Genomic DNA, 24,223 nt, shown 5'->3' with positions numbered 1-24,223 from the left:
AAGCGTTCTTTGCGGCCGACCGGGCGTTATTCTCTCCGGCCCATGCCCATGCGAAACGGCTTACTGGCCCTGTTCTTCTGTCTCGCCGGCGGCGCTACGCCCGGCACGGCGCAATCATCCCGGCCCCGCGCCGCCCAGGATTCGCTGACGGCGGAGCTCACCGCCCTGCTGGGACGAGGACATTTCAACGGGTTTGGGGTGGCCATTGTCAGCGCCCGCGGGGTGCTCTACCAGCATGGTTTCGGCGTGGCCGACGCCCAAACCCGGCGGGCCTACGACGTGCATACCGCGCAAAGCATTGCGTCGGTATCCAAAACGGTGGTAGGCTTAGCCCTGCTCAAAGCCCAGGAACTGGGTAAGCTCCAGCTCGACGACCCAATCAGCAAGTACCTGCCGTTTCCGGTGGTGAACCCGGCATTTCCCGACGTGCCGATTACGCTCCGGCAGCTGGCTACCCACACGTCCAGCATCCGCGACAACGACTTCTACCTTACTAAAAACTACTACCTCAAGCCCGGCCAGGACCTGCGCGGCCTGCCCCTGGCCTTCGAAGACGTGCAAGTTTTTGTTCCGGCCGATTCGGCCGTAGCCCTGCCCGAGTTTCTGCAGAACGTGCTGACTCCGCGGGGAAAATGGTACCAGCCCAAGGGGTTTCTGGCAAGCCGCCCGGGCGCCCTCTACGAGTATTCCAACGTGGGCACGGCCCTGGCCGCCTACGTGGTGGAGCGGGCCTGCGGGATGCCGTTCCGGGAGTTTACGGCCCGCCACCTTACCCGGCCCCTGCGCCTGCGGGACTCGGGCTGGAGCTTTGCCGAGGTCAACTTCGCGCGCTGCTCCCGGCTCTACCAGTCCCCGGCGGTGGCGCTGCCCTACTACAGCCTGACCACCTATCCCGACGGCAACTTTATTTCGTCCGTCGCCGACCTGGGCCGGTACCTGCGGGAGCTGATCCGGGGCTACCAGGGCCAGGGCACCCTGCTGCGCCCGGACAGCTACCGGGAGCTGTTTCGCCCCCAGTTGGCGGCGGCCAACTTCACCGACCGCAACGAGCGGAATCCCTACAGTGAATCCTACAACGTGGGCATTTTCATGGGCTTCGGCTACACCGGTTTTATTGGCCACACCGGCGGTGACCCCGGCGTGGTGTCGCTGCTGTTTTTCGACCCTAAGTCCGGCATCGGCCGGGTTCTGCTGCTCAATACCAACCTGGCGGACCGGGCCGGGGAGGCTACGATGTATAAAATCTGGGACACCCTGCAGAAATATCAGCTCCGGGTGGGCCGCTAAGCATAGACCTTTGGTGCTAAAGCACTGCAGCAGTACAGGTCTTCCACTAGTGAATGTAAAAAAGCCCCGTTGCGCGAGCACAGCGGGGCTTTTTTAAAAGATTCCAGGTCTTACTGGCCGGGCTTGCGGTTGCCGGTGTGGCCGTCGCCTTTGTCGCCCTGGCCGGGCGTGGTGGTTTTCTTGGAATTATGCTGGTCGTCCTGCGACAGGGACCGGTTCAGGTCCACGGACTGCTCAATCTGACCATCTTCGTTGCGGCGCACGTAGCGTTTGTCGTCCTCGTGGGGCTCCATCAATTCGCGTTTGGACATAGCTCTGAGTGGGTTAGGGTATGAACCTTTTACGCAGGCCGGACGCGAAAGTCTAATTACTGAGCCGGCCGCGTCACGCCCACCAGCACGCCGAAGTCGCCGTCGGTCTGGCGCCAGTGCCGGGCGGGCAGGTAGGTGCGCGACACGTAGCCGTCAAGGTACAGGGCTTGGCGGCAGCCGTGGCCGCGGAAGTAGGCGGCAAAGGCGTACAGGCTCACCTCCCCCTTCGACATGGCAAACAGCACCCGCCCGTCGGGCAGCAGGCCAACCCCGTTGCGCACGTTCAGATTGCGCGAATCCGGCCGGAAGGCGGGGTGAATCTGCCCGTCCAGCACCAGCATGGGCCCCGACTGGGTGGCGTAGCGAATCCGGCGCGAATACCGGAAGCGAGTCGAGCGGCAAATGCCCGCGCGCTGGTCGGTGGTGGTGTAGAACACGCCGTTGGGCTGCAGGTAGAAGTTGCCGCGGCCCCAGCCGGTATCCAGTGGGGCCACGAGGCGGCCAGCCTCGACAAACAAGCCCACGGGCGCGTGGTCCGGGTGAAACATACCCGCATTCGTGGCAAACACCAGCTCCTGCCCCTGGCCGCCGACCCAGTCGCGCAGGCGGTGCAGGCTCCGCAGCCGCCGGCCCCGGTCGTCTTTCCAGTACAGCTTCAGCTTCTGCCGCCGCAGGTCGACCCAGTAGCTGACCACGTCCTGGTCGGCCAGCTCGGCCGGGGCCGGCCGGCAGCCTGCGGCGGCTAGCCCAAGCAGCCCGCCCAGCATGAATCCGCGCCCAAGCCGGCAAGCGGCCCCGCTCAGGGCGCTGCCGCGCCCCAACCACCGCTGGCCAACGCTCGGGGAAGCCGACACCGGTTTACTTGCCCAGCAGCTTCGCCACGTACTTGCCCACGATGTCGAACTCCAGATTGACCAGGTCGCCGGGGCGCAGGTGCTGGAAGGTGGTGTGCTCGTAGGTGTAGGGAATAATGGCCACCGAGAAGCCCGTGTCGGTGCTCTCGAAGCAGGTCAGGCTGGTGCCGTTGATGCAGATGGAGCCTTTTTCCACCGTCACGCGGCCGGGGCCCGGCTCGTGACGGAAGCGGTAGAGCCAGGAGCCGTTCTGGTCCGTCACCGCCTCGCAGACGGCCGTCAGATCGACGTGGCCCTGCACGATGTGGCCGTCGAAGCGGCCGTTGGCGGCCAGGCAGCGCTCCAGATTCACCTGCCGGCCCGGGGCCCAGGTGCCCAGGTTGGTTTTCTGCAGGGTCTCGTCGATGGCCGTCACGACGTGGGTGCCGGCGGCCGCGTCCACGGCCACCACCGTCAGGCAGACGCCGTCGTGGGCCACGCTCTGGTCAATCTGCAGCTCGGCCGCGAAGGGCGTCAAAACGGTGAAATGACGGTTGGTACCTTCCGTCTGCACGTCCGTGACGGTGCCGAGGGCTTCTACAATGCCTGTGAACATCTTTGGGAATGTTGAATTCTGAATGCTGAAAGGTGGATTTGGCCGTCTCACTGCGCGCCGCGCAACGAACCGGTTCATTCAGTCTTCAACATCCATCCGTTAAAATTTCTTATTTCCCCCGGCCCTCGACGATGATTTTGAGCGTGTAGAGCATCACCCGAAAGTCCATGGCCAGGCTCATGTTTTCGATGTAGAGAATGTCGAACTTAAGCCGCTCCACCATCTGGGCCACGGTTTCGGCGTAGCCGTACTTCACCTGGCCCAGGCTGGTGATGCCCGGCCGCACCCGGTGCAGGTGGCGGTAGTGGGGCGCCACTTTCACAATCTGGTCGATGTAGAACTGCCGCTCGGGCCGGGGGCCCACCAGGCTCATGTCGCCCTTGACCACGTTCCAGAACTGGGGCAGCTCGTCGAGGCGGACCTTGCGCATAAAGCGGCCCCAGGGCGTGATGCGCGGGTCGTGGTCGGACGACAGCGAAGGGCCCATCTTCTCGGCATCCACGTACATCGAGCGGAACTTGTAGATGCGGAACGGGTGTCCGAGCCGGCCCACGCGCTCTTGGGAGTAGAAAATCGGGCCCGGCGAGGACGTGCGCACCATGATGGCGGTGAAGGCGTACACGGGCCAGGCCAGCAGCAAAAACAGCAAGGAACCCGCAATGTCGAGGCCGCGCTTGGTGACTTCCTGCCAGAGCGGCAGCAAATCGTGCTTGATTTCAATCAGGGGCGTGCCAAACAGATGGTTGACCTTCACCGACCCCAGCAGCATCTGGTAGAGGTCGGGCAGGATGCTCACGCGGGTGTTGGTGCCTTCGAGCAAAGTCAGGATTTCCTGGATCATGCGGTGCTCACTGGGCTCGATGGCAATGACGATCTGCTCGAGCTTGAGGGCCCGGATCAAAGCCGGCAGGCGCTTGTAGGAGCCGCGGGTGGGCAGCTCCGCGGCCAGGGCCTCGTCCACGGTGTCGCCCACCGGCGCGAAGCCGACCAGCTTCAAACCCAGGTGGCGGCTGGTGCGGGCCAGCTCGTGGTAGGTTTCGTAGGCCAGGGCGTTAGAGCCCACCAGCAGGGTGTTAAACGAAATCGTGCCGTTGTGCACGAGCCGCTGCACGCTCGTCACGGCCCAGGTGCGCAGGATGGCCGTGATAAAGAAGTGCAGCAGGAAATAGGCCGTAATGGTCTTGTAGTAGAGCCGGTAGTTGCTCACGCCCTGGTCGTCGAGCAGAAAGGCGAAGAAGATAATCAGCGCCCCCAGGATGGACACCCGGGCCAGGCGGATGATTTCGGCCAGGCGCGACTTGCGGAAAATGTCGCGGTACTCCCCGATCAGGGCGTAGAGCAGCATCCAGAAGGCGGCAATCATGACCGCGCCGCCGGTGAGCGTGAACAGGGCTCCCTCGCTGAAGCGGTAGCCGGGCGTCATTTCGCTGAGCAGGTATTTGCGCAGCAGAAAGAAGCAGACCCAGGCCAACAGGGCCGCCAGAAAGTCGGCGGCTATCAGCTTCAGTTTTTGAGCGGTGCGAATCAAGGGGGTTCAGGGCAGACCAGCGGGTGCCGGCTCGGGGTTGGATTGTGGGTTTGAAGCCGTAGTTTTGCGGCTGATGTTGCTCTAATGGGCCGCTGGTGCCGTTTTGGAGCCCCGCAAAGGTAGGGCATTAATGCGGAACCGCAGACTACCACTTCCCCTGATTATGGCCCGCTCCCATTTCTTCGCCCATGCACGCTGACAGCTACCGACACCGGGGGCAGCGCCGCACGCTGGTCGAGGAGCTGCGCCGCAAGGGCATCCGCGACGAGCGGGTGCTGCTGGCCCTGGGCACCGTGCCGCGCCATCTGTTCTTTGAGCCTGCCTTTCAGGAACATGCCTACCAGGACAAGGCTTTTCCCATCGGCGAGGGCCAGACCATTTCCCAGCCCTACACGGTGGCCTACCAGACCGAGCTGCTCCAGGTGCGGCCCCAGGACCGGGTGCTGGAAATCGGGACCGGCTCGGGCTACCAGTGCGCCGTGCTGCTCCAGCTCACGCCCCACGTGTGCAGCATCGAGTTCAACGCCGTGCTCTTTGAGCGCACCCGCCGCCGCTTGGCCAGCCTGCACCAGGCGGCCCACCTGTTTTGCGGCGACGGCTCGGTGGGCCTGCCCGCCTACGCGCCCTTCGACAAGATTCTGGTCACGGCCGGCTCCCCCACCATTCCGCGGGCCCTGCTCCAGCAGCTGCGCGTGGGCGGCGCGCTGGTGATTCCGGTGGGCAACGAGCACACCCAGCGCATGCTGCGCGTGACGCGGGAAAGCGAAGCCGGCTTCGTGCGCGAGGAGTTTGAGGAGTTTCGCTTCGTGCCCCTGCTGGGCCGGGCCGGCTGGGATAAATAACGGGGGACGGCTGCATGCGGAACGTCTACGCAACCGCCGGCATCCAACATTTACCAATTCCCCACGGCGGGCCACCCTATCTTTGCGGCCGCTTTCCCTTACTGCCTAACTTCTCCCGCATGCTGCGCAAACAAAAGCCCGTCAAAGACTCGTTCGTAACCATGACCGAGCTGGTGCTGCCCAATGACACCAACACGCTCCACAACCTGATGGGGGGCCGCATGATGCACCTGATGGACATTGCCGCCGCCGTGTCGGCCCAGCGCCACTCCAACCGCATCGTCGTGACGGCCTCCGTCGATAACGTCTCGTTCCGGGAGCCCATTCGTTTGGGCAACGTGGTGACGCTCCAGGCCCAGGTGACCCGCTCGTTCAGCTCCAGCATGGAAGTGCACATCGACGTGTGGGCCGAGGACATTCCCAGCGGCACCAAGATCAAAAGCAACGAGGCTTTCTACACCTTCGTGGCCGTGGACCAGTCGGGCCGCCCGATTGACGTGCCCGAGGCTCTGGCCGAAACGCCCGAAGACATTCAGCTCTACGAAGGCGCCCTGCGTCGGCGGCAGCTGCGCCTCGTGCTGGCCGGCCGCCTCAAGCCCCAGGACGCCACGGAGCTTAAATCCCTCTTCGAGATTGAGTAACTTCCGCCCGGTGCTCACCAGTAAGTAGTTGAATCCATGGAACAGGAACAGGCGTCGCTGGCTTTCTTTCAGAACTTCTACACCAACGTGTCGCTCTACGTGGTGCCGGAAGCGGAGGCTATTCCCGGCCAGGCGGAAATAGTGCCGGCGCCCGCAGCGGCTCCGGCCGCCCCCTTGCCGGTTCCGCCTACGGCGCCGGTCATGCCCCCCGCGGCAGTGGCGGCCCCCAGTCCGCCGCCCGCCGCGCGGCCCCCGGAGCCAGCCCCAATGTCCACGCCGGTTCCTGCGCCAGCCGCGGCCCCGATTCCCATTCCGACCAAGCTGCCTTCCCTGGCCACGCTGGCGGCCAAGCCCGCGCCAGCCCCACCGCCTGCGGCTGCCACGCCGCCAGCCCCGGCCCCGCTGCCAGCGCCAGAACCTGCTCCGCCCCAGCGCACGGCCCCGCCACTTACCCAGACGTCGTATTCCACGCTCGGCAGCAACCCCAACGGCCTGGTGATTCTGGTGCGCATGGACGCTGTGCGGTTCCAGCGCCTGCCCAAAAACGTGTTCCTCAACAACCTGCTCAAGGCCATCCGCCTGATTGTGGAAGACGTGGTGCTCATCAACGTGGAGTCGCACCTGCCGGTGGCCCTAAGCACGCTCCGGCAGCAGCTGGCGGCCAAGCAGATCATCGGCTTCGGCAAAAACCTGCTCGACGTGGCCGTTTACAAAACCCAGCTCTACGAGCCGGTCCTGCTCGTCAATGACGTGGCCTACCTGCCCGCGGCCGAAATCGAGCTGCTCGAAGAAGACAACAGCCGCAAAAAGCTGCTCTGGCAGGCCATGCAGCGCATGTTTCTGGCGTAAGCCGCGGTAGTGGTTAGCTGTTAGCATCGTTGCGGTGTTGGCATAACAAAGAAGGATCGTCAGTTGACGAGCCTTCTTTGTTGATACTCAGTTAGTGCTTAGCCTAGCACAACAAAACCAGAAACCAACAACGATTACCTACAAACCTACTTCAGCACCGAGGCCAGCTTGGCTTCGAGGGCTTCGCCGCGCAGGTTTTTGTCGATGATGCGGCCCTGGGGGTCGAGCAGAATGGACAGTGGAATCGACTTCACGCCGTAGGTCTGGCCGGCGGCGCTTTCCCAGCCCTTCAGGTCCGAAACGTGGGTCCAGATCAGCCCGTCGGACTGGATGGCCTTGAGCCACTTGCCACGGTCCTGGTCAAACGAGACGCTGTAGATTTCGAAGCCCTTGTCCTTGAAGCGCTTGTAGGCCTTGACCACGTTCGGGTTTTCCTGGCGGCAGGGTCCGCACCAGGAGGCCCAGAAATCAATCAGCACGTATTTGCCGCGCAGGCTGCTCAGCGCCACCGGCTTGCCGTCCGGGGCCGCCAGGCTGATTTCCGGGGCCACCTGCCCCCGGGCCGTGGCCCGCAGCGGGTCGAGGCGGGCCACCAGGGCCTTGGTGAAGCGCGACTCGGGCATGGTTTTCTTAAACTCCGTGGCCATCGAGTCGGCGAAGGCAAACTGGTCGTCGGGGTTGAGCAGGTTGCCCACCACGAAAGCTGATACCACCGACTTCGGGTTCTGGCGCACCAGCTGCTTGATTTCAGCCGTGTTGGCGGCCTGTACGGCGAAATACTTGTTTTTGAGCAGCTCGGTCGAGTCGGTGCGGCCGGCGGCGGCCTGCACCCCGTAGCGCTGCTCCACGCCAGCCATCTGCTGCTTGGCGCGCAACATGCTGCGGTTGAGCTGCTGCCACACCTCGGAGTCTTTCGAGCCCTTCACGGTGTAGTTCTCGGTGAGCTTGGTGGCGTCGCCGGAGAGCTGGACCCTGCTTTTGCTTTCCAGGGCCAGCAGCACCTGGTTGGCATCATTGACCTTGACTTGGTAGAGACCGGGCTCGGCGGCGGTGCCCTGGAGCGTGAACTTGCCCTGGGCGTCTACCGTGGCCGTGTCGCGGGGCGCAAACTGGGTTTCGGTCAGCTCGGCCAGGTATACCTTGGTGCCGGCCGGGGCGTTGGTCAGCTGGCCGCTGACCTGAAAGCCGCCCTCGGTGGTGCTGGCGCTGGGGTTGGCGCCCCGGTTGCAGCCGTTGGCCATGGCCAATACGCTACCAATCAGCAGTATGCTTTTCATATTTCGTGGTTTCATCTCGGGGTACGGGCAAGCTACGGGCTTACAAACCGTTAAGAAAAACGGGGTTCAGCCTGCAAATTGCCGATTTGCCCCGGATTGCGAAAATTAAGGAAGCCTCCGGCCGGATTTTGCAGTGCCCGCGCCACCCGGCAGCAGCAGTCAGCCCGCGTCAGGGCAGCAGCTCGGCCAGCTTTTTTTCCAGCGCGGCTCCACGCAGGTCCAGGGCCAGAATACGGCCCCGCGGGTCGAGTAGCACCGAGTGCGGAATTGTGACCACGGCGTAGTTCAGCGCCGCCGGGCTCTGCCAGCCCCGCGGGTCCGACACCTGGGGCCAGGGCAGCTGGTCGGCGGCCACGGCCCGGGTCCACTTCGCCGCCGACTCGTCGAGAGAAACGCCGTAGATTTCCCAGCCTTTGGAATGATAACGCCCGTAGAGCCGGCGCAGCGCGGGGTGTTGCTCCCGGCAGGGCCCGCACCAGGAAGCCCAGAAGTCCAGCAGCACGTACTGCCCCCGCAGGCTGCTCAGCGCCACGGGCCGGCCATCCGGCCCGGGCAGGCGCAGGTCGGGGGCCACCTGCCCGACCGTGGTGGCCAGCCACACGGCCCGGTGCCGCAGCAGCTCCCGCACGTAGCGTGACCCGGGCTGGGCTTCGGCCAGGCGCGTGGTCAGGGAGTCGATGGCGGCGTGCAGTTCGGGGTTGGCCTTGAGGTAGGCGGTCAGGTAGGCGGCCACGTAGGAATCGGGCCGGGGCCGGGCCAGGGCCAACGTATGACGGGTAAAGTCGCGCCAGATGCGGTTCCAGGGCTCGGGGCCAGCCTCGGGCGCCCCGGCGGGCTGCTGCTGCAAGGCCGCGGCGGCCGCCTCGTAGCGGGCCCGCAGCCCCAGAAACCGCTGCAGCAGAGCCGCCGCCGCCGAGCCCCGCAGCCGTTCGGTGGCCGTGGGCCGGGCCAGGTCGGCGCTTAAGTCGAGCGGAACGCCGTTTTCCAGCGGCACAAGCAGCAGATCCTGTTTTTTGTCGGTGGTCAGGCCCAGCACCGCCGGCTCCGGCACCCGCCCGCGCAGCGTAAAGCGCCCTGTCGAATCCAGCCGCACCGAATCGGGGTAGCGCACCTGCGCGCCGCGGGTGTCGCGCAGGTACAGCCAGGCGCCGGCCGGGGCGTGCGTGAGCGTGCCGCGGACCTCGTAGCCGGCTTCGGCCGCCCGCTCCGGGTTGCCCGGCTGGCAGGCGGCCAACCCGAGCGGGGCCAGCAGCGCCGCAAACGTCTTTACAGGGAAACGTGGCATCACAACCAACGAAAAGCCACCGCCGGCCCAAGGGTCAGCGGTGGCGAGGAAAGTTTCGAGCTGGGGCTAGGCGTCGAGCTTGTGGCGCAGCAGCTGGTTGGCCAGCTTGGGGTCGGCCTTGCCGCCGGTGAGCTTCATGAGCTCGCCCATAAACATGCCGGTCAAGCTCTTTTTGCCGGCCCGGTACTCCTCCACCTTGGCCGGGTTGGCGTCGAGCACCTGCTGCACCATGGCTTCCAGGGCGCCGGCATCCGACTGCTGGAGCAGGCCCTGGGTCTCGGCGGCCGCGGCGGCCGACTGGGTCGGGTGGTCAAGCAGGTAGGGAAACAGCTGCTTGGCCGCTACCGAGTGGCTGACCTTGTTTTCGTCGATGAGCCCGATGATGTCGGCCAGGTGCTGGGGCGTGAGCGGGAAGTCGGCCAGCGTGAGGGCGCGCTCGTTCAGGAACGACTTCACCGGCCCCTGCACCCAGTTGGCCGCGGCCTTGGCGTTGGGCGTGAGCCGCGAAATCTGGTCGAAGTACAGGGCAATATCCTTCTGGTCGGTGAGCACCGAGGCGTCGTAGTCGGACAAGCCCAGCTCGCCGGTGAAGCGGGTGTAGAGCTGCTGGGGCAAAGCCGGCAGGGCCGCCTGCATTTCGTGCAGCCAGGCGTCGTCGATGATGAGCGGGGGCAAATCCGGCTCGGGGAAGTAGCGGTAGTCGTTGAGCGTTTCCTTGCTGCGCTGGGCGTTGGTGGTGCCCGTCGCGGCGTCGAAGCCCCGGGTTTCGCTGTCAAGGGTGCCGCCGGCTTCGAGAATCGCAATCTGCCGCTCAATTTCGTGCTCGATGGCGCGCTGCACGTTGCGGAAGGAGTTCATGTTCTTGACCTCCACCTTGACGCCGAACTTGTCGGCGCCCTTGAGCATCACCGACACGTTGGCGTCGCAGCGCAGGGAGCCTTCCTCCATGTTGCCGTCGCAGATGCCCAAATACACCACCAGCTTCTTGATTTCGGACAGGTAGGCGTAGGCTTCGTCGGCGTCGCGGATGTCGGGCTCACTCACGATTTCAATCAGCGGCACCCCGGCCCGGTTCAGGTCCACGAGGGTTTCCACGTCCCCGGCCAGGTGCATCGATTTGCCCGCGTCCTCTTCCATGTGGATGCGGGTGATGCCGATTTCCTTCACCGAGCCGTCCTGGAGCCGAATCGGGACGTGGCCCTGGGTACAGATCGGGGTTTTGTCCTGGGTTATCTGGTAGCCCTTGGGCAGGTCGGGGTAGAAGTAGTTTTTGCGCGCAAACAGGTTGTCGCGGGTGATGTGGCAGTTGGTGGCCAGGCCCATTTTCATGGCAAACTCCACGGCCGTGCGGTTCACGCGCGGAAGCGTGCCGGGGTGGCCCAGCGTAATCACGCTCAGGTTATTGTTGGGCAGCGCGCCGTATTCGTTTTCGTCGGCGGAGTACATCTTGCTGCGGGTGAGCAGCTGGGCGTGTACTTCGAGGCCGATAACGGGCTGGTATTTGGCTTTTATCTCTTCGTCCATATCAATCAGAATGAGCTGTCGGGGCGGGTTGGGACCCCAAAGCGGCTGCAAGATAAAAACTATCCGCCGCCCCGGCCGGACAAAAAAACCGGGCCGGAAAGTCTATCCGGCCCAGTTTGGGTAGTAGGCTAGGCTCCCGCCCGGTAGAGAAAGATCGAAGCGTAGCCCGCCCCGCCGCAACCTACGGCGCGGCAAGGCTTGGATTCTTCTCGTCAACACGATTTTTCTAGCGGCGCAACAAGCTCGCAGAGACTTATAAACCAAGCGAATAGCTACCACACCCGCGTAGGCTGGGCCGGCACTTCCCCACCCCGGATCAGCGGCATCTCGTTGCCCTGGACCCGGGACGGCATATCCCTGTTCTCCGGGCGGGCCGCCGTTGCCGCCGGAAGCGCCGGGTAGCTCTGCGGAGGCGAAACCTTCCGGCGCACGGCTGCTACCGCCTCGGGAATGTCCGCCAGGAAGCCTCCCCCGGGCGCCGGCTCACCGTAGGCAGTGGCTTTGCCCCCGCGCTTGAAACTGGCGCCGCTCAGGCGTACGCCGTGCTCAAAAACCATCTTGCGTTCCAGCTTGCCGCTCGGGTAAAAAGCCTGACCGCTGCCGTGGCGCTGCCCTGCCTCATAGGCCTGCTCCGAGAGCAGCTGCCCGCTTTGGTACCAGACCTGCACTAGGCCCTGCCGGGTCCGGCGGTCTGCCTGCACGTAGGGAATGCTCATCAGCGGCCGGCCAGACGGATAATAGTAGAGGCGCTCGGTTCCGCTGCCGTCGCCGTGCAGGGTCGTCTGGCGATAGAAGGCCGCGTACGTGAGGTCTTTTACGGGCCACCCCGTGATGTCAAAGTATTCTACGGGCGTGCGAACCTCGCCGGGGGCCATGCCCTGGGTCGTGGCGGGCAAGGCTACCTTACCCGGTTGGCTTTGCGCCTGAGCGCCAACGGCCAGCAGCGTCAGCAGGCCGGCCCCCAAAATCCACTTCTTATCCATAGGTGCTTACTAAACTGATTGAGTTATTGAACCGGAACTATCACAACTACCCGGCGGCCTCCTAGCCGCCACTAGTATGTTGGAAAGCTACTATTATTCATCGTATTGCATTGGGCAGCCATTGGCGGCGGCGCCCGGCCACGGCCGCGGTGCAGCTGCCCCTTAAAAAATAAGTCCGCCCCTCGCCGCCGGGAAGGGCGGGCAAGGGGCGGACTTACATTTCCTGGGCTTGCGGCGGCTCTAGGCCAGTTGCTGGCTAACTAAGGCTTCGGCCTTGCTGATAGCGGCGCCCAGCCCGGCGGCGTTCTTGCCGCCGGCCGTGGCGAAGAATGGCTGACCGCCGCCCCCACCCTGAATTTCCTTGGCCAGCTCCCGCACCAGCGTGGAGGCGTTGAGCTTGCCGGCTTTGGCAATTTCGTCGTCGAGCATCACGGCCAGCTGGGGCTTGCCGTCGAGGTCAGCGCCGAGCACCAGCACGAGGTTGTCGACGGTTTGGCGCAGCTGGTAGGCCAGGGTTTTCAGGCCGTCGGCCGAGCTTACCTGCACCTGGGCGGCCAGGAAGTTGACGCCATTCAGCGGCTTGACCCGGGCGGCTAGCTGGTCTTTCTGCTGGCTCAGGCTCTGGAGCTCAAACTGCTCAATCTGTTTGCGCAGGGCCGCAATTTCCTCGGTCTGCTTCTGAATGCCAGGCAGCAGATGCTGGGGGTTGCCGAGGGCCTCGCGCACTTGGGCCAGCAAGTCGAGCTGCTGGTCCACGTAGGCCTCGGCAGTTTCGCCGGTTACGGCCTCGATGCGGCGCACGCCGGCGCCCACGGCGCTTTCGGAAGTGATTTTAAAGAAGCCGATTTCGCCGGTGCCCCGCACGTGGGTGCCCCCGCAGAGCTCCACGGAGTAGTCTTTGTCGAAGGTGATGACGCGCACAAACTCCCCATACTTTTCGCCGAACAAGGCCATGGCGCCCAAGTTTTTGGCCTCGGCAATGGGCACGTTGCGGCGCTCATCGAGCGGAATCTGCTGACGGATACGCTGGTTGACGAGCCGCTCAATTTCGCGCAGCTGCTCGTCGGTGACCTTGGTGAAGTGGGAAAAGTCGAAGCGCAGGAGCTTCTCGTTCACCAGCGAGCCTTTCTGCTGCACGTGCGAGCCGATAACCTCGCGCAGGGCGGCCTGCAGCAAATGCGTGGCCGAGTGGTTTTTGCGGATCAGCTCCCGGCGGGCGTGGTCAATTTTGGCGGAGAAGTCGGCGTCCAGGTCCTGGGGCAAGTCGAGGACGGTGTGCACGATAAGGTCGTTTTCCTTTTTCGTGTCCAGCACCCGCACCTTGCTCAGGGGCGAAACCAGGTAGCCCGTGTCGCCAATCTGCCCACCCGACTCGGCGTAGAACGGAGTCTGGTCGAGCACGACCTGGTACTCGGTTTTGCCCTTGGCGGTGGTTTTGCGGTAGCGCAGAATCTTGGCCGGGGCCTCGTCGAGGTCGTAGCCCACGAAGGCCGGCTGCTCGTCGGATTCGGTCACTACGGTCCAGTCGCTCTGCTCGGTTTCCTGGGCGTTGCGGCTGCGGCTCTTTTGCTGGTCGAGCTCCTTTTTAAATCCTTCCTCGTCCACGCTCAGGCCCTTTTCGCGGGCAATGAGGGCTGTTAAGTCCAGTGGGAAGCCGAAGGTATCGGAGAGCTCAAAGGCGGTTTTGCCGTCGATGCGGTTGCCGTTCTGGCGGGCGGTTTCTTCCAGGGCGTCGAGGCGGCGCAGGCCGTTTTCGAGGGTTTTGAGGAAGGCAATTTCCTCTTCTTCCACCACGCGCTGCACAAACTGGGTTTGCTGCTTGAGCTCGGGGAAGATGCCGGCCATCTGCTCGGCCAGCACCGGCACGAGCTTGTACAGGAAGGGCTGCTTAAAGCCCAGGCTCGAAAAGGCGTAGCGCACGGCCCGGCGCAGAATCCGCCGAATCACGTAGCCGGCCTTGACATTCGAGGGCAGCTGGCCGTCGGCAATGGCGAAGGAAATGGTCCGGATGTGGTCGGCAATAACCCGGATGGCAATGTCGGTTTTCTCGTTCTCGGTGGCCGGCTGGTCGTTCACGGTGGCCGGGGCCGTGCCGTGGTACTGGATACCGGCCTCCTGAGCAATGAACTGAATCAGGGGCTGAAACACGTCGGTGTCGTAGTTCGACTTCACCCCCGACACGGCCATCATCAGCCGCTCGAAGCCCATGCCGGTGTCCACGCTCTGCTCGGGCAGCTTGATCAGGGACTTATCGGCCAGGCGCTGGAACTCCATGAACACGTTGTTCCAGATTTCCACTACCTGCGGGTGGTCGGCATTGACCAGCTCCCGGCCGGGCTTCTGCTGCCGCTCCTGCTCAGAGCGCAGGTCGATGTGAATTTCGGTGCAGGGGCCGCACGGACCGGTATCCCCCATTTCCCAGAAGTTGTCTTTCTTGTTGCCGGGCAAAATCCGGTCGTCGGTGGTGTATTGGCGCCACAGATTCTGGGTTTCGGTGTCGGCGGCAGTGCCGTCCTTCTGGTCGCCTTCGAAGTAGGTCACGTAGAGGCGGTCCTTTTCAAGCTTAAACACCTCCGTCAGCAGCTCCCAGGCCCAGGCAATAGCTTCCTTTTTGAAGTAGTCGCCGAAGCTCCAGTTCCCGAGCATCTCGAACATGGTGTGGTGGTAGGTGTCATAGCCGACTTCCTCCAAATCGTTGTGCTTGCCGCTCACGCGCAGGCACTTCTGGGTGTCGGCAATGCGCTTGTAGGGCGCGGGCTTGTTGCCCAGGAAGTAATCCTTGAACGGGGCCATGCCCGAGTTGATGAACAGCAGCGTGGGGTCGTCCTTCACCACGATGGGCGCCGAGGGCACGATGTGGTGGCCCTTGGAGGCGAAGAAATCCAGGAATTGCTGGCGGACGTGGCTGGCGGTGGGCAGTGACATGGCGGATATAGATGACGACGGGCGCAGAAATTGGCGGCGGCCGGGATTTTGGCTACTTTTCGCCTTTCCGATGGAATGGCGCTGCCGGCAAAGTTAGCCGACTTTACAGAAGTGAGAAATCAGAGCGTAGAGCTTAGACCGGTTCTGACAAGCTTTTTTGACCTTCTCTGGCTCTTTTGGGGCGTCTCTAAGTTCTACCTTCTCAGATCTGAGTTCTATTATCATGCCTTACAAAGACCGCGAAATCGAGAAGCAGTACTTCACCATCGGCGAGGTGGCGGCCCAGTTCAACGTGGCCCCGTCGCTGATCCGGTTCTGGGAAACCGAGTTTGAGGAGCTGCGCCCGCGCAAAAGCAAGAAGGGCAACCGCCTCTACACGCCCCAGGACATCGACGTTTTCCGCACCATCTACCACCTGGTCAAGGAGCGCGGCTATACCATTCCCGGCGCCCGCGACATGCTCAAGCAGAAAGGGCCCCAGCTCAAGGAGAAAATCGACGTGATTCAGAGCCTGGAAAAGGTGCGCGGCTTTCTGGTGACCATGAAAAAGGAGATTGAGGCCCTGCACAAGGCCCAGGGGTAGCCCCCCGCGAATTATGGCCGCCCAGGGCGGAAGCAGCACGTTTTATAGTTATACTTACCGGCTCTATCCTAATTCGTTACCTATCCTTGCATGTCTGTTTCTACCGACGAGTTACTCTTCCACGAAGTCGCCCTGACCCTTTTTCCCGGCGTGGGACCCCAACTCACGCGGCAGCTGATGAGCTACGGGGGCTCGGCCAAGAACGTGCTGATGCTGCCCCCGGGCAAGCTGCGCAAGATTCCGGGCGTGGGCCCCGCTACCGTGCTGGCCCTGACCGGCGCGGCGCGCACGGCCGCCCTGCACCAGGCCGAGGCCACGCTGAAAAAAGCCGCCGCCGAGGGCATAGAGCTGCTGTTTTACACCAGCAAGCGGTTTCCCAGCCGCCTCAAGCAGCTGGCCGACGCGCCCGTGCTGCTCTACTATCAGGGCACGGCCAACCTCAACCAGCCCAAAACCATCGGCATCGTCGGCACGCGCCAGGCCACCGACTATGGCCGGGAGCAAACCACCCGCCTCGTGCAGGGCCTAGTGCCCCACCAGCCCCTGGTCGTCAGCGGCCTGGCGTACGGCATCGACATTGCCGCCCACCGTGCGGCCTTGCAGGAAGGACTCGAAACGGTGGGCGTCATGGCCACCGGCCTCGACGTTATCTACCCCCACGCCCACCGCAAGACGGCCGAAAAAATGCTCACCCAGGGCGGCCTGCTCACCGAGTTTGCCTTCGGCACGCCCCCGGACCGCTTCAATTTCCCGGCCCGGAACCGCATCATTGCCGGGCTGGCGGATGGAACGGTGGTGGTGGAGGCGGCCCAGAAAGGCGGGGCCCTGATTACGGCCGAGCTGGCCCTGAGCTACGACCGGGACGTGCTGGCCGTGCCCGGCAACCTGGGCTCGGCCGCGTCGGAAGGCTGCAACAACCTGATTAAAACCAACAAAGCCGCCCTCTACGCCGAGCCCGCCGACCTGGAGCAACTCCTAAACTGGGACGCGGCCCTGCACCAGAGCGGCAAGTTCAAGCCCGCCCCGAGCTACGCCGCCGCCGACTTTTCCGCGCCCGAATTTCAACTCGTAGAAGTGCTGACCCGCGGGGAGGAGTTACTGGATGACCTGAGCTGGAAAACCCAGCTGCCCGTGCACCAAGTGGCTTCTTTGCTGCTGGGCCTGGAGTTCCGGGGGGTGGTCAAGGCGCTGCCGGGGAAGAAGTTTGTGCTCGTGTAGCTGACTGCCGCCCGGTCGGAATAAGACGACAAGTCAGGTTACAAAGCCGGGCGCCTTCGAAAAACCGGGCCGGCGCGGCGCCGTATCTTGCGGCCCATGCTCCTGCTCAACGACCAACTCCTGCCCACGGCCACCCTGCCCCTGCCTAACCGCGGCCTAGCCTTTGGCGACGGTTTTTTTGAAACCATGATCTGCTCGGCCGGCCGGCTGCGCTACGCCCCCGACCACTTCAACCGCATGCAGCTGGCCGCGGCCGCCCTGCACCTGGAGCTGCCCGCCCCGTTAGCTACTGCCGAGGCCCTGACGGCCAGCATGCTTCGCTTAACTCAGGCCAGCGCCCTGCCCGCCGCCCGGCTGCGCCTGCAGATCTGGCGCAGCGGCGCCGGCCGCTACACCCCGCCCACCGCGGCGGCCGAGTGGCTAGCCACGGCGGAGCCCTTTCTCCCGGATCCGGCGGAGGTTGGCACCGCGGAATTTGCCCAAGAAAACTACGCTTTGTTCTCGCCGCTGAGCTTTTGTAAGGGTCCGCAGGCCTGGCTGTACGTGCGCGCGGCCCACGAGCGGCAGCAGCGCGGCCTCGACGAGATTCTGCTCTGCGACGCGGCCGGACACGTGGCCGAAGCCGGGGCCGCCGCCCTCTTCTGGACTCGCCAAGGCGAACTGTTTACCCCGGCCCTGCGCTCGGGCTGCGTGGCCGGCGTGCGCCGGGCGCACTTGCTGCGAGTTGCCCGGGCCCACGGCGTACCTTGCCATGAAGGCTTATTTAAGCCCGCGGCGCTGCTGGCGGCTGACGCCGTATTTACGGCCAATGTGGCCGCTCTGAAACTGGTGAAGCAAATCGGGGCGCACCAGCTGCCGACGGCCCCGCCGGCGCTGTGGGCGCGCCTGCAGGAGTGGGATGCGCAGGCCGCGGCAGACTAAACCATCGAGGGGTTGCGGCAGCGCAGGCGCAGCCATTCTTCCTCATGCTCGGCCAAATCGGCTTCCGACACGTTGTTGAGGCGCAGGATTTCCTCGCGCGAAAGATGCCCCGCATCGAGGGTGTAGAGCGCCACCAGGGCGCGGTGCTTCCGCGACAGGTGCGTGTCGGCGGCAGCGGGTGAAGAAGGTTGCAAGGCAGGCGTGCGAGTAGGCATAACAGCAGATACGAAGTCTACCGTTAGATTGGATTTTCAGAGCAAGGTTGAATTTTACCGCGGCTTTTTTTTAGGTCAGCCGCTAGCCTGCCCGTCGGCAGAGCCCGGTAATACGCCCCAAGTTAGCACTTTAGCCGGTATGACTGCGCTCAGTTTGCCCCAGAGTTGTGATCAGGCCGGATTATAGCACAATTCTGTTGAGCTCAACCGTACTACTGCTTCTGCTTCCGCCGCGGTCCTACACGGCTACCGGCGCCTTGATGGCGGGCCAGGGGTCGTAGTTTTCCAGCTGAAAGTCGTCGTACTGAAAGCTGAACAGGTCGGTTACGGCCGGATTCAGGCGCATCTGTGGCAGCGGGCGCGGCGTGCGAGTGAGCTGGAGGCGGGCCTGCTCGAGGTGGTTGGAATACAGGTGGGTGTCGCCGCCGGTCCAGATAAATTCGCCGGGCTGCAGGCCCGTGACCTGGGCCACCATAAGCGTAAGCAGGGCATAGCTGGCAATGTTGAAGGGCACGCCCAGAAATACGTCGGCGGAGCGCTGGTAGAGCTGGCAGCTGAGCTTGCCGTCGGCCACGTAGAACTGAAACAGGGCGTGACAAGGCATCAGGTGCATCTGGTCGAGCTCGGCCACGTTCCAGGCCGAAACGAGGATGCGGCGGGAGTCGGGCGAAGTTTTGAGCTGGCGAATCACCTCGGCCATCTGGTCCATATGGGTGCCGTCGGGGCGGGGCCAGCTGCGCCACTGCTTGCCGTAGACCGGTCCCAGCTCACCCTGCTCGTCAGCCCACTCATCCCAGATTTTCACGCCATTCTGCTGCAGGTAGCGCACGTTCGTGTCGCCCCGCAAAAACCAGAGCAGCTCGTGGATGATGCTTTTCAGGTGCACTTTCTTGGTCGTGACCAGCGGAAAGCCTTCCTGCAGATTGAAGCGCATCTGGTGCCCGAAGATGCTGAGCGTGCCCGTGCCGGTGCGGTCGGTTTTCTGGGTGCCGTGGTCGAGAATATGACGAACGAGGTCGAGGTACTGGCGCATGAGGCGGGGACAAGGGTGGTCGACTTCAAAGGTAGCAAGCCGGCGCATTTTCCGGGCTCCCAACTTTGGCGCCGGCCGTCTTGTTGCGCCCCGGGCGGCGTGGTATCGTTGCTCTAGCCGCTATTTTTGTCCCATGAACCGCTTCCCCTCCTACTGTACCCGCCTGTTGTTTGCCCTGGCCCTGGCTGCCTGTTCCCGCGAAGATCCAGCCCCGACGACACCTGCCCAGGACGGACACCTGGCGCTGGGCAACCCCAGCGGTGCCGTAACCGACGCGGCCTCCCCGACCAACTACCTGCTGCTCAAGCCCCAGTACGCGCTGTCTTACCACCGCGACAAGGGCATCCCGAACTGGGTGAGCTGGCACCTGAGCAGCGCCTGGCTGGGCGCGTCAGCCCGCCAAGACGACTTCCGCGCCGACCCCGACCTGCCCGCCGGCTGGTACCAGGTATCGGCCAGCAGCTACTCGGGCTCGGGCTTCGATAGGGGTCACAACTGCCCCAGCGCCGACCGCACGGCCTCGGTGGCCGACAACTCGGCCACATTTCTGATGACCAACATGATTCCGCAGGCCCCGCGCAACAACCAGCAGACCTGGGGCGACCTGGAGGAATACTGCCGCACCCTGGCCCGGGCCGGCAATGAGCTCTACATCATTCAGGGCCAATACGGCACCGGCGGCGTGGGCAGTAGCGGGGCCAGAACGACCATCGATAACGGCCGCGTGACCGTGCCCAAGCGGGTTTGGAAGGTGGTCGTGGTGCTGCCCGTGGGCACGGCCGACGCCACCCGCGTGACGGCCAGCACCCGGGTTATTGCCGTCGATACGCCCAACGACAACGGCCTGGACCCGGCCTGGGGCGGCTACCGTACCAGCGTCGACGCCATCGAGGCGGCCACCGGCTACGACCTGCTGTCGGCCGTGGCCCCGGCCGTGCAGCAGGCGGTGGAAGCCCGCGTCGACAACGGCCCGACCCAGTAAGCGCTGAAGCAGAGCCCGCTCCCAAAATAATTCTGCCCCGCCCGGCGCGTCGGGCGCGGCCGGCAGTTGTATCTTTGCCCTATGAACCCTCCTTTGTTTCACCCCGGCCAGCAAATCGTCTGCACCAACGACGACTTCACCCTGCTGCTGGCCCAGAACCCGGCCATCCAGACGCCCAAGCGCGGCCCCATCTATACCGTGCGCAACCTGTTTGACACCCACCGCGGCTACGGCCTGACGCTGGTTGAAATCAACAACGCCGGCGTGGCCCCGGGCTTTCCCGAAGCTAACTTCCACGAAAGCCGCTTCGCCGCCCTGCCCGACGTGGAGGAGCTGAGCCTGGCGGAATTGCTCGAGGAAACGGTGCCGGAGTACGTGTAATGATTAAGATTACGTCTCAAAGAAAGACCCCACTCTACTGTAGAGTGGGGTCTTTCTTTAAGCTTCAACCGGCTTATTCTCATGTCGTTGCACTGCCGCCCGGATACGAGAAGCTAGGCCGTACAAGTCATCCAATGAGTTGATATCAACCCTTTCTCCCCCTTCAACATCAAACAGGGTCACAAACTTCTTACTGCCATTGAAGTGTAAACGACAGATTGGCTTGCGGTTATTATCGTCCAGCAAAATCCCGCAATAGGACTGTACATCCCGCATTACAACTCTGTTTACCACCACTGTCTTGCGCAGAATGGCCCTCACAATCATAAAGCCCTCTGTTTCTTCGACTGTAGTTTCAATATCCTTGTCTTTACCCTCCGCATCAGAAGAGACTGATGGCTCAGGAACTGGGGCAGCAGGAAGCTCCGTAGTGAGAATTCCTTGTCCACTGGTATCGACCAATGCCGTCCGTAAACGCATGGCAATTTTATCGTTCAGGAACTGTTGGAACGAACGATGAACTAGGATGCTAAACTGCTCTTTAAGCTTCGTCGTGAGCACTCCATCATAGATCTGCTTGGAGACAAAATGAATAAAGTCTGCTGAAGGCTGCGTGTACTGCTCGTCGAAGTACTTTTTAAAAGCCCGCATGTACTTCAGATTGTAGGCAGCAAAAAGCATGTCCTCAATGTTGAAGGTAGCTTTGCTCAGCTTCTTGATTTCGGCGACGTCATTTTCATGAAAGTTGAACAAGTCAAATTCCATGAAGGGCCGCTCATCCATCTTATTTGGCTGCTCTAAATCGGTAAACAGCTTGTAAGTAATTCCATTTGTCAATACAGCAATACGAGCTTCCGTAACGTGGAAATAACGAAAAAGCTGGCTTGCGTGGTTGATGCTAAGTTCACCGCCAACGTGCTTGCATTCTATAAGAATGATTGGCTTCCCATCGCGCACAATGGCGTAGTCGATCTTCTCACCTTTTTTCGTGCCTATATCACAAATGAACTCTGGTACGACTTCCGTAGGGTCAAAAACGTTATAGCCAAGCGCGTTGATAAACGGCATAACTAAAGCGTTTTTTGTCGCCTCCTCAGTTTGAATGTGAGAAATTTGCTTCTGCGCCCTTGACGCTAGGTTCGTTAATTGGTCAATCAGGTCCATATTTCTCTTTAGATTGTTATACCGGCTTTAAATGTATCATTCTATTTCTTACTACCAATACTCCTAAAAAAAAGCATGCCTCGCCACAAAGGCGAGGCATGCTTATGAAGCTGAACTTTTCGTCTGTTTTCTACAGCGACTTGGTAGCCGGGGCGGAGGGCAGGGTTTCGGCGGGCTTCACCGAGGCCGTTTTGCCTTTCTTGGCGCAGCAGCTGGCGCCGCCTTTCTCGGCCATTGAGCACGACTTAGTGCTTTTTTTATCCTTCTTGCCGTCTTTGCCTTCGTGGGCAGCAGCAGATCCGACAAAAGCAAACAGGGCCAGGGCCAGCAGGGCGTTTTTCATGGGGAAAATGAGGGAGGTGGAGGAAACAAAAGCCAGCGGGGCATGGTTGGCTTTCCGAAGTCTGCCCCGCGCCAGCCGCTGCCCCTAAAGTACGAAAGGCGGACGATAACTCCGCGCCGGGCCGGCCTGATTTTCCGCTTTCCGCCGGCTGTGGCGGACCCATTCTGCCGATGCCGCTTCGCAAAGTAAGTTACCTCACCCTGCTCACCCTGGCCCTGATTTCGGTCGTGAGCGTGTATTTCGTGGCCCAGCTGCGCTTCAACTACAACTTCAACGACTTCTACCCCGCCGGCGACCCGGACCTGGACTACTACCAAAAGTATTCGGCCCGCTTCGGCAACGACAACGACTACGTGCTGCTGGGCCTGGAGGCGCCGGCGGGCCACACCGTGTTTGAGGCGCAGTTTCTGACCCGGGTCGACTCGCTCACGCGCTTTATTCAGCAGCGGGCCCACGTGGCCCACGTCACCTCCCCGACCAACGCCACCAACCCCGTCGTGGAGGGCTTCGGCGTGTTCAACGTGCCCTACCTGCACCCCCAGGAGCCAGCCCGCCGCGCCCCGGATTCGACGCTGGTCTACCGCACGCCGGGGCTGGTGGGCAACCTGCTCAGCCGCGACGCCCGGGCCGTGACCATCCTGTTTCAGACCTCCCCCAACCTGAGCAAGCCCCCCGGCGACTCCCTGCTGGCGGCCGTGCGCACCGAGCTGGACCGCCAGGGCTTCGCGCCCGACGCTTATCACCTGGCCGGCAAGCTCGTGGCCCAGTCCGTGTTCGTGGACCGGCTGCAGCGGGAACTGGTGGTCTTTATGAGCTTGTCGGTGCTGCTCGTGACGGGGCTCTTGTGGTTTACATTTCGTACCTGGTGGGGCGTGGTGCTGCCGCTGGTGGTGGTGCTGGGTGCCATTCTCTGGGGGCTGGGACTAATGTCGGCCTGCGGGGTGAGCATCGATTTGATGACGGCCCTGCTCCCAATTATGCTCTTCGTGGTCGGCATGTCCGACACGATCCACATCATCACCCGCTACAGCACTGAGCTGGGCTACGGCACGGCTAAAAAGGAGGCCCTGCTCATCACGCTCAAGGAATCCGGGTTCGGCTCGGGGCTGTCGGCGCTGACGACCAGCATCGGCTTTTTCACCCTGATGACCAGCACCATCCGGCCCATCTACAACTTCGGGCTCTTCACCGGCATTGCCGTGCTGCTGACCTTTGCGCTGTCGTTTACGCTGCTGCCAGCCATGCTTATGCTGCTGCGCAAGCCCCAGCTGCGCATTCCCCGGGCCGAGGGCCACAGCTGGGACGGGGTGCTGGGCCGACTATTCCGCACGGTGCTGGCCCACCGGCGGCTGGTGGTGGGCCTCTCGGCGCTGATTCTGATTGGCTCGGTGGCCTCGGCCTCGCGCATCCGCATCAACTCGGCCCTGCTCGACGACCTGTCCAAAAACGACCCGGTGAAGCTGGACTTCGCCTTTTTCGAGAAGAACTTCGCCGGCGTGCGGCCCTTCGAACTGGCCCTCAAGCCCGCGCCCGGCCGCAGCATCTACGATTTGGCGGTGCTGCGCCAGACCGAGCAGATTGAAAAATACCTGCAAACGACCTACGGACTGAACTTCGTGGCCTCGCCTGTGACGCTCATCAAATCGGTGCGCAAGGCCCTCAACGGCGGTTTGCTGGAAGAATATACGCTGCCCGCCACCGAGGCCGAGCTGGCCGGGCTGGTGCGCAAGGTCAAGCTGTTTCGCAAGAAGCCCGAGTTTCGGGCCCTGGTGCTGCCCGACGCCTCCGAGGGCCGCCTCACCGGCCGCATGCCCGACGTGGGCAGCATCCGGGCCGACGCGCTGAACGTGGATTTGCGCCGCTTCCTGCGCCAGCGCGTCGACTCCACCCTGGTGCAGACCCGCCTGACGGGCTCGGCTAACTTGATTGACAAGAACAACGAGAACCTGACGCTCAACATGATTACGGGCATGAGCATCGACATTGTGATGGTCACGCTCATCGTCTTGTTCCTGTTCCGCAGCCTGCGCATGACCGTCGTGGTACTTATCCCGAACCTGGTTCCGATTCTGATTGTGGCCGGCGTGATGGGGCTGGCCGGGGTGAGCATGAAGGTGAGCACCAGCATCATCTTCACCATTGCCTTCGGCATTGCCGTCGACGACACCATCCACTTTATCAGCAAGCTCAAGCTGACGCTGGTGCACGAGCGGAGTTTGTTTAAGGCGGTGCGCAAAACCTACCTGATGGCCGGCAAGGCCGTCATCGTGACGTCCCTGATTCTGGTGGGCGGGTTCAGCACCTTGATTTTCTCCTCTTTCGACGGCACGTTCTACGTGGGCCTGCTCATCGGCCTGACCTTGCTCTTCGGCGTAGTGGCCGAGCTGACGCTGCTGCCCATTCTGATCTTGTACTTCTACAAGCACAAGCCCAAAGAAATCCGCCAGCCCGTGCCCCTACTGACGGCGGACTAGCGCCGCGG

23 protein-coding genes are annotated in these 24,223 nt (G+C 62.8%); 10 read left to right on the top strand and 13 right to left on the bottom strand.

Annotated features, from left to right (window positions below):
• Positions 1-42: 42 nt before the first annotated feature.
• Positions 43-1,287, top strand: coding sequence for a serine hydrolase domain-containing protein (locus tag EWM57_RS03080; protein WP_129919666.1), 1,245 nt, complete (start codon positions 43-45; stop codon positions 1,285-1,287).
• A gap of 110 nt (positions 1,288-1,397) precedes the next feature.
• Here EWM57_RS03080 and EWM57_RS03075 read toward each other — a convergent pair whose 3' ends face one another.
• The 4 genes from EWM57_RS03075 to EWM57_RS03060 all read right to left on the bottom strand — a co-directional run bounded on the left by EWM57_RS03075 (position 1,398) and on the right by EWM57_RS03060 (position 4,575).
• A complete protein-coding gene (locus EWM57_RS03075; RefSeq protein ID WP_129919665.1) occupies positions 1,398-1,598 on the bottom strand; it encodes a hypothetical protein in 201 nt (66 codons plus the stop codon).
• A 56-nt stretch (positions 1,599-1,654) separates the two neighbouring features.
• Entirely contained in the window at positions 1,655-2,365 is a 711-nt protein-coding gene (locus EWM57_RS03070) for a phosphodiester glycosidase family protein (RefSeq protein WP_129919664.1), read from the bottom strand.
• A gap of 91 nt (positions 2,366-2,456) precedes the next feature.
• On the bottom strand, positions 2,457-3,047 hold the full coding sequence (locus EWM57_RS03065; RefSeq protein ID WP_129919663.1) for a riboflavin synthase: 591 nt from the start codon (positions 3,045-3,047) through the stop codon (positions 2,457-2,459).
• Positions 3,048-3,156: 109 nt separating this feature from the next.
• Positions 3,157-4,575, bottom strand: coding sequence for a sugar transferase (locus EWM57_RS03060; RefSeq protein ID WP_242509963.1), 1,419 nt, complete (start codon positions 4,573-4,575; stop codon positions 3,157-3,159).
• A gap of 188 nt (positions 4,576-4,763) precedes the next feature.
• Between EWM57_RS03060 and EWM57_RS03055 the strand changes: the two genes are divergently transcribed.
• From EWM57_RS03055 to EWM57_RS03045, 3 genes are all read left to right on the top strand, one after another.
• Complete coding sequence (locus EWM57_RS03055; RefSeq protein WP_129919662.1) at positions 4,764-5,417, top strand: protein-L-isoaspartate(D-aspartate) O-methyltransferase; 654 nt, start codon at positions 4,764-4,766, stop codon at positions 5,415-5,417.
• A gap of 119 nt (positions 5,418-5,536) precedes the next feature.
• A complete protein-coding gene (locus EWM57_RS03050) occupies positions 5,537-6,058 on the top strand; it encodes an acyl-CoA thioesterase (RefSeq protein WP_129919661.1) in 522 nt (173 codons plus the stop codon).
• Between the two features lie 36 nt (positions 6,059-6,094).
• Positions 6,095-6,907 (top strand): hypothetical protein, encoded by an 813-nt coding sequence (locus EWM57_RS03045; RefSeq protein WP_129919660.1) that lies wholly within the window; start codon positions 6,095-6,097, stop codon positions 6,905-6,907.
• 146 nt (positions 6,908-7,053) lie between these two features.
• On the opposite strand, the gene EWM57_RS03040 is transcribed toward EWM57_RS03045, so the two are convergent.
• From EWM57_RS03040 to alaS, 5 genes are all read right to left on the bottom strand, one after another.
• On the bottom strand, positions 7,054-8,184 hold the full coding sequence (locus tag EWM57_RS03040) for a TlpA disulfide reductase family protein (protein ID WP_165370392.1): 1,131 nt from the start codon (positions 8,182-8,184) through the stop codon (positions 7,054-7,056).
• Positions 8,185-8,353: 169 nt separating this feature from the next.
• A complete protein-coding gene (locus tag EWM57_RS03035) occupies positions 8,354-9,469 on the bottom strand; it encodes a TlpA disulfide reductase family protein (protein WP_129919658.1) in 1,116 nt (371 codons plus the stop codon).
• 66 nt (positions 9,470-9,535) lie between these two features.
• Positions 9,536-10,993 carry an Asp-tRNA(Asn)/Glu-tRNA(Gln) amidotransferase subunit GatB gene (gene gatB / locus EWM57_RS03030; RefSeq protein ID WP_129919657.1) on the bottom strand — a complete coding sequence of 486 codons (1,458 nt, stop codon included), beginning with the start codon at positions 10,991-10,993 and terminating at the stop codon, positions 9,536-9,538.
• 272 nt (positions 10,994-11,265) lie between these two features.
• Entirely contained in the window at positions 11,266-11,976 is a 711-nt protein-coding gene (locus EWM57_RS03025; protein ID WP_129919656.1) for a toxin-antitoxin system YwqK family antitoxin, read from the bottom strand.
• Positions 11,977-12,216: 240 nt separating this feature from the next.
• Positions 12,217-14,901 carry an alanine--tRNA ligase gene (alaS, locus tag EWM57_RS03020; RefSeq protein ID WP_129919655.1) on the bottom strand — a complete coding sequence of 895 codons (2,685 nt, stop codon included), beginning with the start codon at positions 14,899-14,901 and terminating at the stop codon, positions 12,217-12,219.
• Positions 14,902-15,124: 223 nt separating this feature from the next.
• Here alaS and EWM57_RS03015 point away from each other — a divergent pair, with 223 nt between their 5' ends.
• The 3 genes from EWM57_RS03015 (at position 15,125) to EWM57_RS03005 (ending at position 17,623) form a co-directional block, all read left to right on the top strand.
• Positions 15,125-15,484 (top strand): MerR family transcriptional regulator, encoded by a 360-nt coding sequence (locus EWM57_RS03015; RefSeq protein WP_129919654.1) that lies wholly within the window; start codon positions 15,125-15,127, stop codon positions 15,482-15,484.
• 90 nt (positions 15,485-15,574) lie between these two features.
• Positions 15,575-16,702 carry a DNA-processing protein DprA gene (gene dprA / locus EWM57_RS03010; RefSeq protein ID WP_129919653.1) on the top strand — a complete coding sequence of 376 codons (1,128 nt, stop codon included), beginning with the start codon at positions 15,575-15,577 and terminating at the stop codon, positions 16,700-16,702.
• 96 nt (positions 16,703-16,798) lie between these two features.
• On the top strand, positions 16,799-17,623 hold the full coding sequence (locus EWM57_RS03005) for an aminotransferase class IV (RefSeq protein ID WP_129919652.1): 825 nt from the start codon (positions 16,799-16,801) through the stop codon (positions 17,621-17,623).
• On the opposite strand, the gene EWM57_RS03000 is transcribed toward EWM57_RS03005, so the two are convergent.
• Together EWM57_RS03000 and EWM57_RS02995 are read right to left on the bottom strand one after the other, a co-directional pair.
• Positions 17,620-17,817 (bottom strand): hypothetical protein, encoded by a 198-nt coding sequence (locus EWM57_RS03000; protein ID WP_165370391.1) that lies wholly within the window; start codon positions 17,815-17,817, stop codon positions 17,620-17,622. The two genes, EWM57_RS03005 and EWM57_RS03000, sit on opposite strands and share 4 nt — an antisense overlap.
• 259 nt (positions 17,818-18,076) lie before the next feature.
• Positions 18,077-18,871, bottom strand: coding sequence for a thymidylate synthase (locus tag EWM57_RS02995; RefSeq protein WP_129919650.1), 795 nt, complete (start codon positions 18,869-18,871; stop codon positions 18,077-18,079).
• 133 nt (positions 18,872-19,004) lie between these two features.
• Here EWM57_RS02995 and EWM57_RS02990 point away from each other — a divergent pair, with 133 nt between their 5' ends.
• Both EWM57_RS02990 and EWM57_RS02985 read left to right on the top strand, forming a co-directional pair.
• Complete coding sequence (locus tag EWM57_RS02990; RefSeq protein ID WP_129919649.1) at positions 19,005-19,853, top strand: DNA/RNA non-specific endonuclease; 849 nt, start codon at positions 19,005-19,007, stop codon at positions 19,851-19,853.
• Positions 19,854-19,934: 81 nt separating this feature from the next.
• Positions 19,935-20,234 (top strand): hypothetical protein, encoded by a 300-nt coding sequence (locus EWM57_RS02985; RefSeq protein ID WP_129919648.1) that lies wholly within the window; start codon positions 19,935-19,937, stop codon positions 20,232-20,234.
• Between the two features lie 57 nt (positions 20,235-20,291).
• On the opposite strand, the gene EWM57_RS02980 is transcribed toward EWM57_RS02985, so the two are convergent.
• Positions 20,292-21,398 (bottom strand): type I restriction endonuclease, encoded by a 1,107-nt coding sequence (locus tag EWM57_RS02980; RefSeq protein ID WP_129919647.1) that lies wholly within the window; start codon positions 21,396-21,398, stop codon positions 20,292-20,294.
• A 130-nt stretch (positions 21,399-21,528) separates the two neighbouring features.
• Entirely contained in the window at positions 21,529-21,741 is a 213-nt protein-coding gene (locus EWM57_RS02975; RefSeq protein WP_129919646.1) for a hypothetical protein, read from the bottom strand.
• 170 nt (positions 21,742-21,911) lie between these two features.
• Here EWM57_RS02975 and EWM57_RS02970 point away from each other — a divergent pair, with 170 nt between their 5' ends.
• The gene (locus EWM57_RS02970; protein WP_129919645.1) at positions 21,912-24,215 is read left to right on the top strand and encodes an efflux RND transporter permease subunit; all 2,304 of its coding nucleotides are present in this window, start codon (positions 21,912-21,914) and stop codon (positions 24,213-24,215) included.
• The last annotated feature ends 8 nt before the right edge of the window (positions 24,216-24,223 follow it).

It is taken from the genome of Hymenobacter persicinus, from assembly GCF_004167665.1.
GTDB lineage: Bacteria > Bacteroidota > Bacteroidia > Cytophagales > Hymenobacteraceae > Hymenobacter > Hymenobacter persicinus.
This window is presented reverse-complemented; position numbering and strand designations above follow the sequence as displayed.

Bases quoted from the DNA above. Each gene is read 5' to 3' on its own strand.
- EWM57_RS03045 (WP_129919660.1), top strand. From the start codon at position 6,095: ATGGAACAGGAACAGGCGTCGCTGGCTTTCTTTCAGAACTTCTACACC.
- EWM57_RS02995 (WP_129919650.1), bottom strand. From the start codon at position 18,871: ATGCGCCAGTACCTCGACCTCGTTCGTCATATTCTCGACCACGGCACC.
- gatB (WP_129919657.1), bottom strand. From the start codon at position 10,993: ATGGACGAAGAGATAAAAGCCAAATACCAGCCCGTTATCGGCCTCGAA.
- EWM57_RS02975 (WP_129919646.1), bottom strand. From the start codon at position 21,741: ATGAAAAACGCCCTGCTGGCCCTGGCCCTGTTTGCTTTTGTCGGATCT.
- EWM57_RS02990 (WP_129919649.1), top strand. From the start codon at position 19,005: ATGAACCGCTTCCCCTCCTACTGTACCCGCCTGTTGTTTGCCCTGGCC.
- EWM57_RS03055 (WP_129919662.1), top strand. From the start codon at position 4,764: ATGCACGCTGACAGCTACCGACACCGGGGGCAGCGCCGCACGCTGGTC.
- EWM57_RS03050 (WP_129919661.1), top strand. From the start codon at position 5,537: ATGCTGCGCAAACAAAAGCCCGTCAAAGACTCGTTCGTAACCATGACC.
- EWM57_RS03035 (WP_129919658.1), bottom strand. From the start codon at position 9,469: ATGCCACGTTTCCCTGTAAAGACGTTTGCGGCGCTGCTGGCCCCGCTC.
- EWM57_RS03005 (WP_129919652.1), top strand. From the start codon at position 16,799: ATGCTCCTGCTCAACGACCAACTCCTGCCCACGGCCACCCTGCCCCTG.
- EWM57_RS03080 (WP_129919666.1), top strand. From the start codon at position 43: ATGCCCATGCGAAACGGCTTACTGGCCCTGTTCTTCTGTCTCGCCGGC.
- EWM57_RS02985 (WP_129919648.1), top strand. From the start codon at position 19,935: ATGAACCCTCCTTTGTTTCACCCCGGCCAGCAAATCGTCTGCACCAAC.
- EWM57_RS02970 (WP_129919645.1), top strand. From the start codon at position 21,912: ATGCCGCTTCGCAAAGTAAGTTACCTCACCCTGCTCACCCTGGCCCTG.
- EWM57_RS03040 (WP_165370392.1), bottom strand. From the start codon at position 8,184: ATGAAAAGCATACTGCTGATTGGTAGCGTATTGGCCATGGCCAACGGC.
- EWM57_RS02980 (WP_129919647.1), bottom strand. From the start codon at position 21,398: ATGGACCTGATTGACCAATTAACGAACCTAGCGTCAAGGGCGCAGAAG.
- EWM57_RS03015 (WP_129919654.1), top strand. From the start codon at position 15,125: ATGCCTTACAAAGACCGCGAAATCGAGAAGCAGTACTTCACCATCGGC.
- EWM57_RS03075 (WP_129919665.1), bottom strand. From the start codon at position 1,598: ATGTCCAAACGCGAATTGATGGAGCCCCACGAGGACGACAAACGCTAC.
- EWM57_RS03065 (WP_129919663.1), bottom strand. From the start codon at position 3,047: ATGTTCACAGGCATTGTAGAAGCCCTCGGCACCGTCACGGACGTGCAG.
- dprA (WP_129919653.1), top strand. From the start codon at position 15,575: ATGTCTGTTTCTACCGACGAGTTACTCTTCCACGAAGTCGCCCTGACC.
- EWM57_RS03025 (WP_129919656.1), bottom strand. From the start codon at position 11,976: ATGGATAAGAAGTGGATTTTGGGGGCCGGCCTGCTGACGCTGCTGGCC.
- alaS (WP_129919655.1), bottom strand. From the start codon at position 14,901: ATGTCACTGCCCACCGCCAGCCACGTCCGCCAGCAATTCCTGGATTTC.
- EWM57_RS03070 (WP_129919664.1), bottom strand. From the start codon at position 2,365: ATGCTGGGCGGGCTGCTTGGGCTAGCCGCCGCAGGCTGCCGGCCGGCC.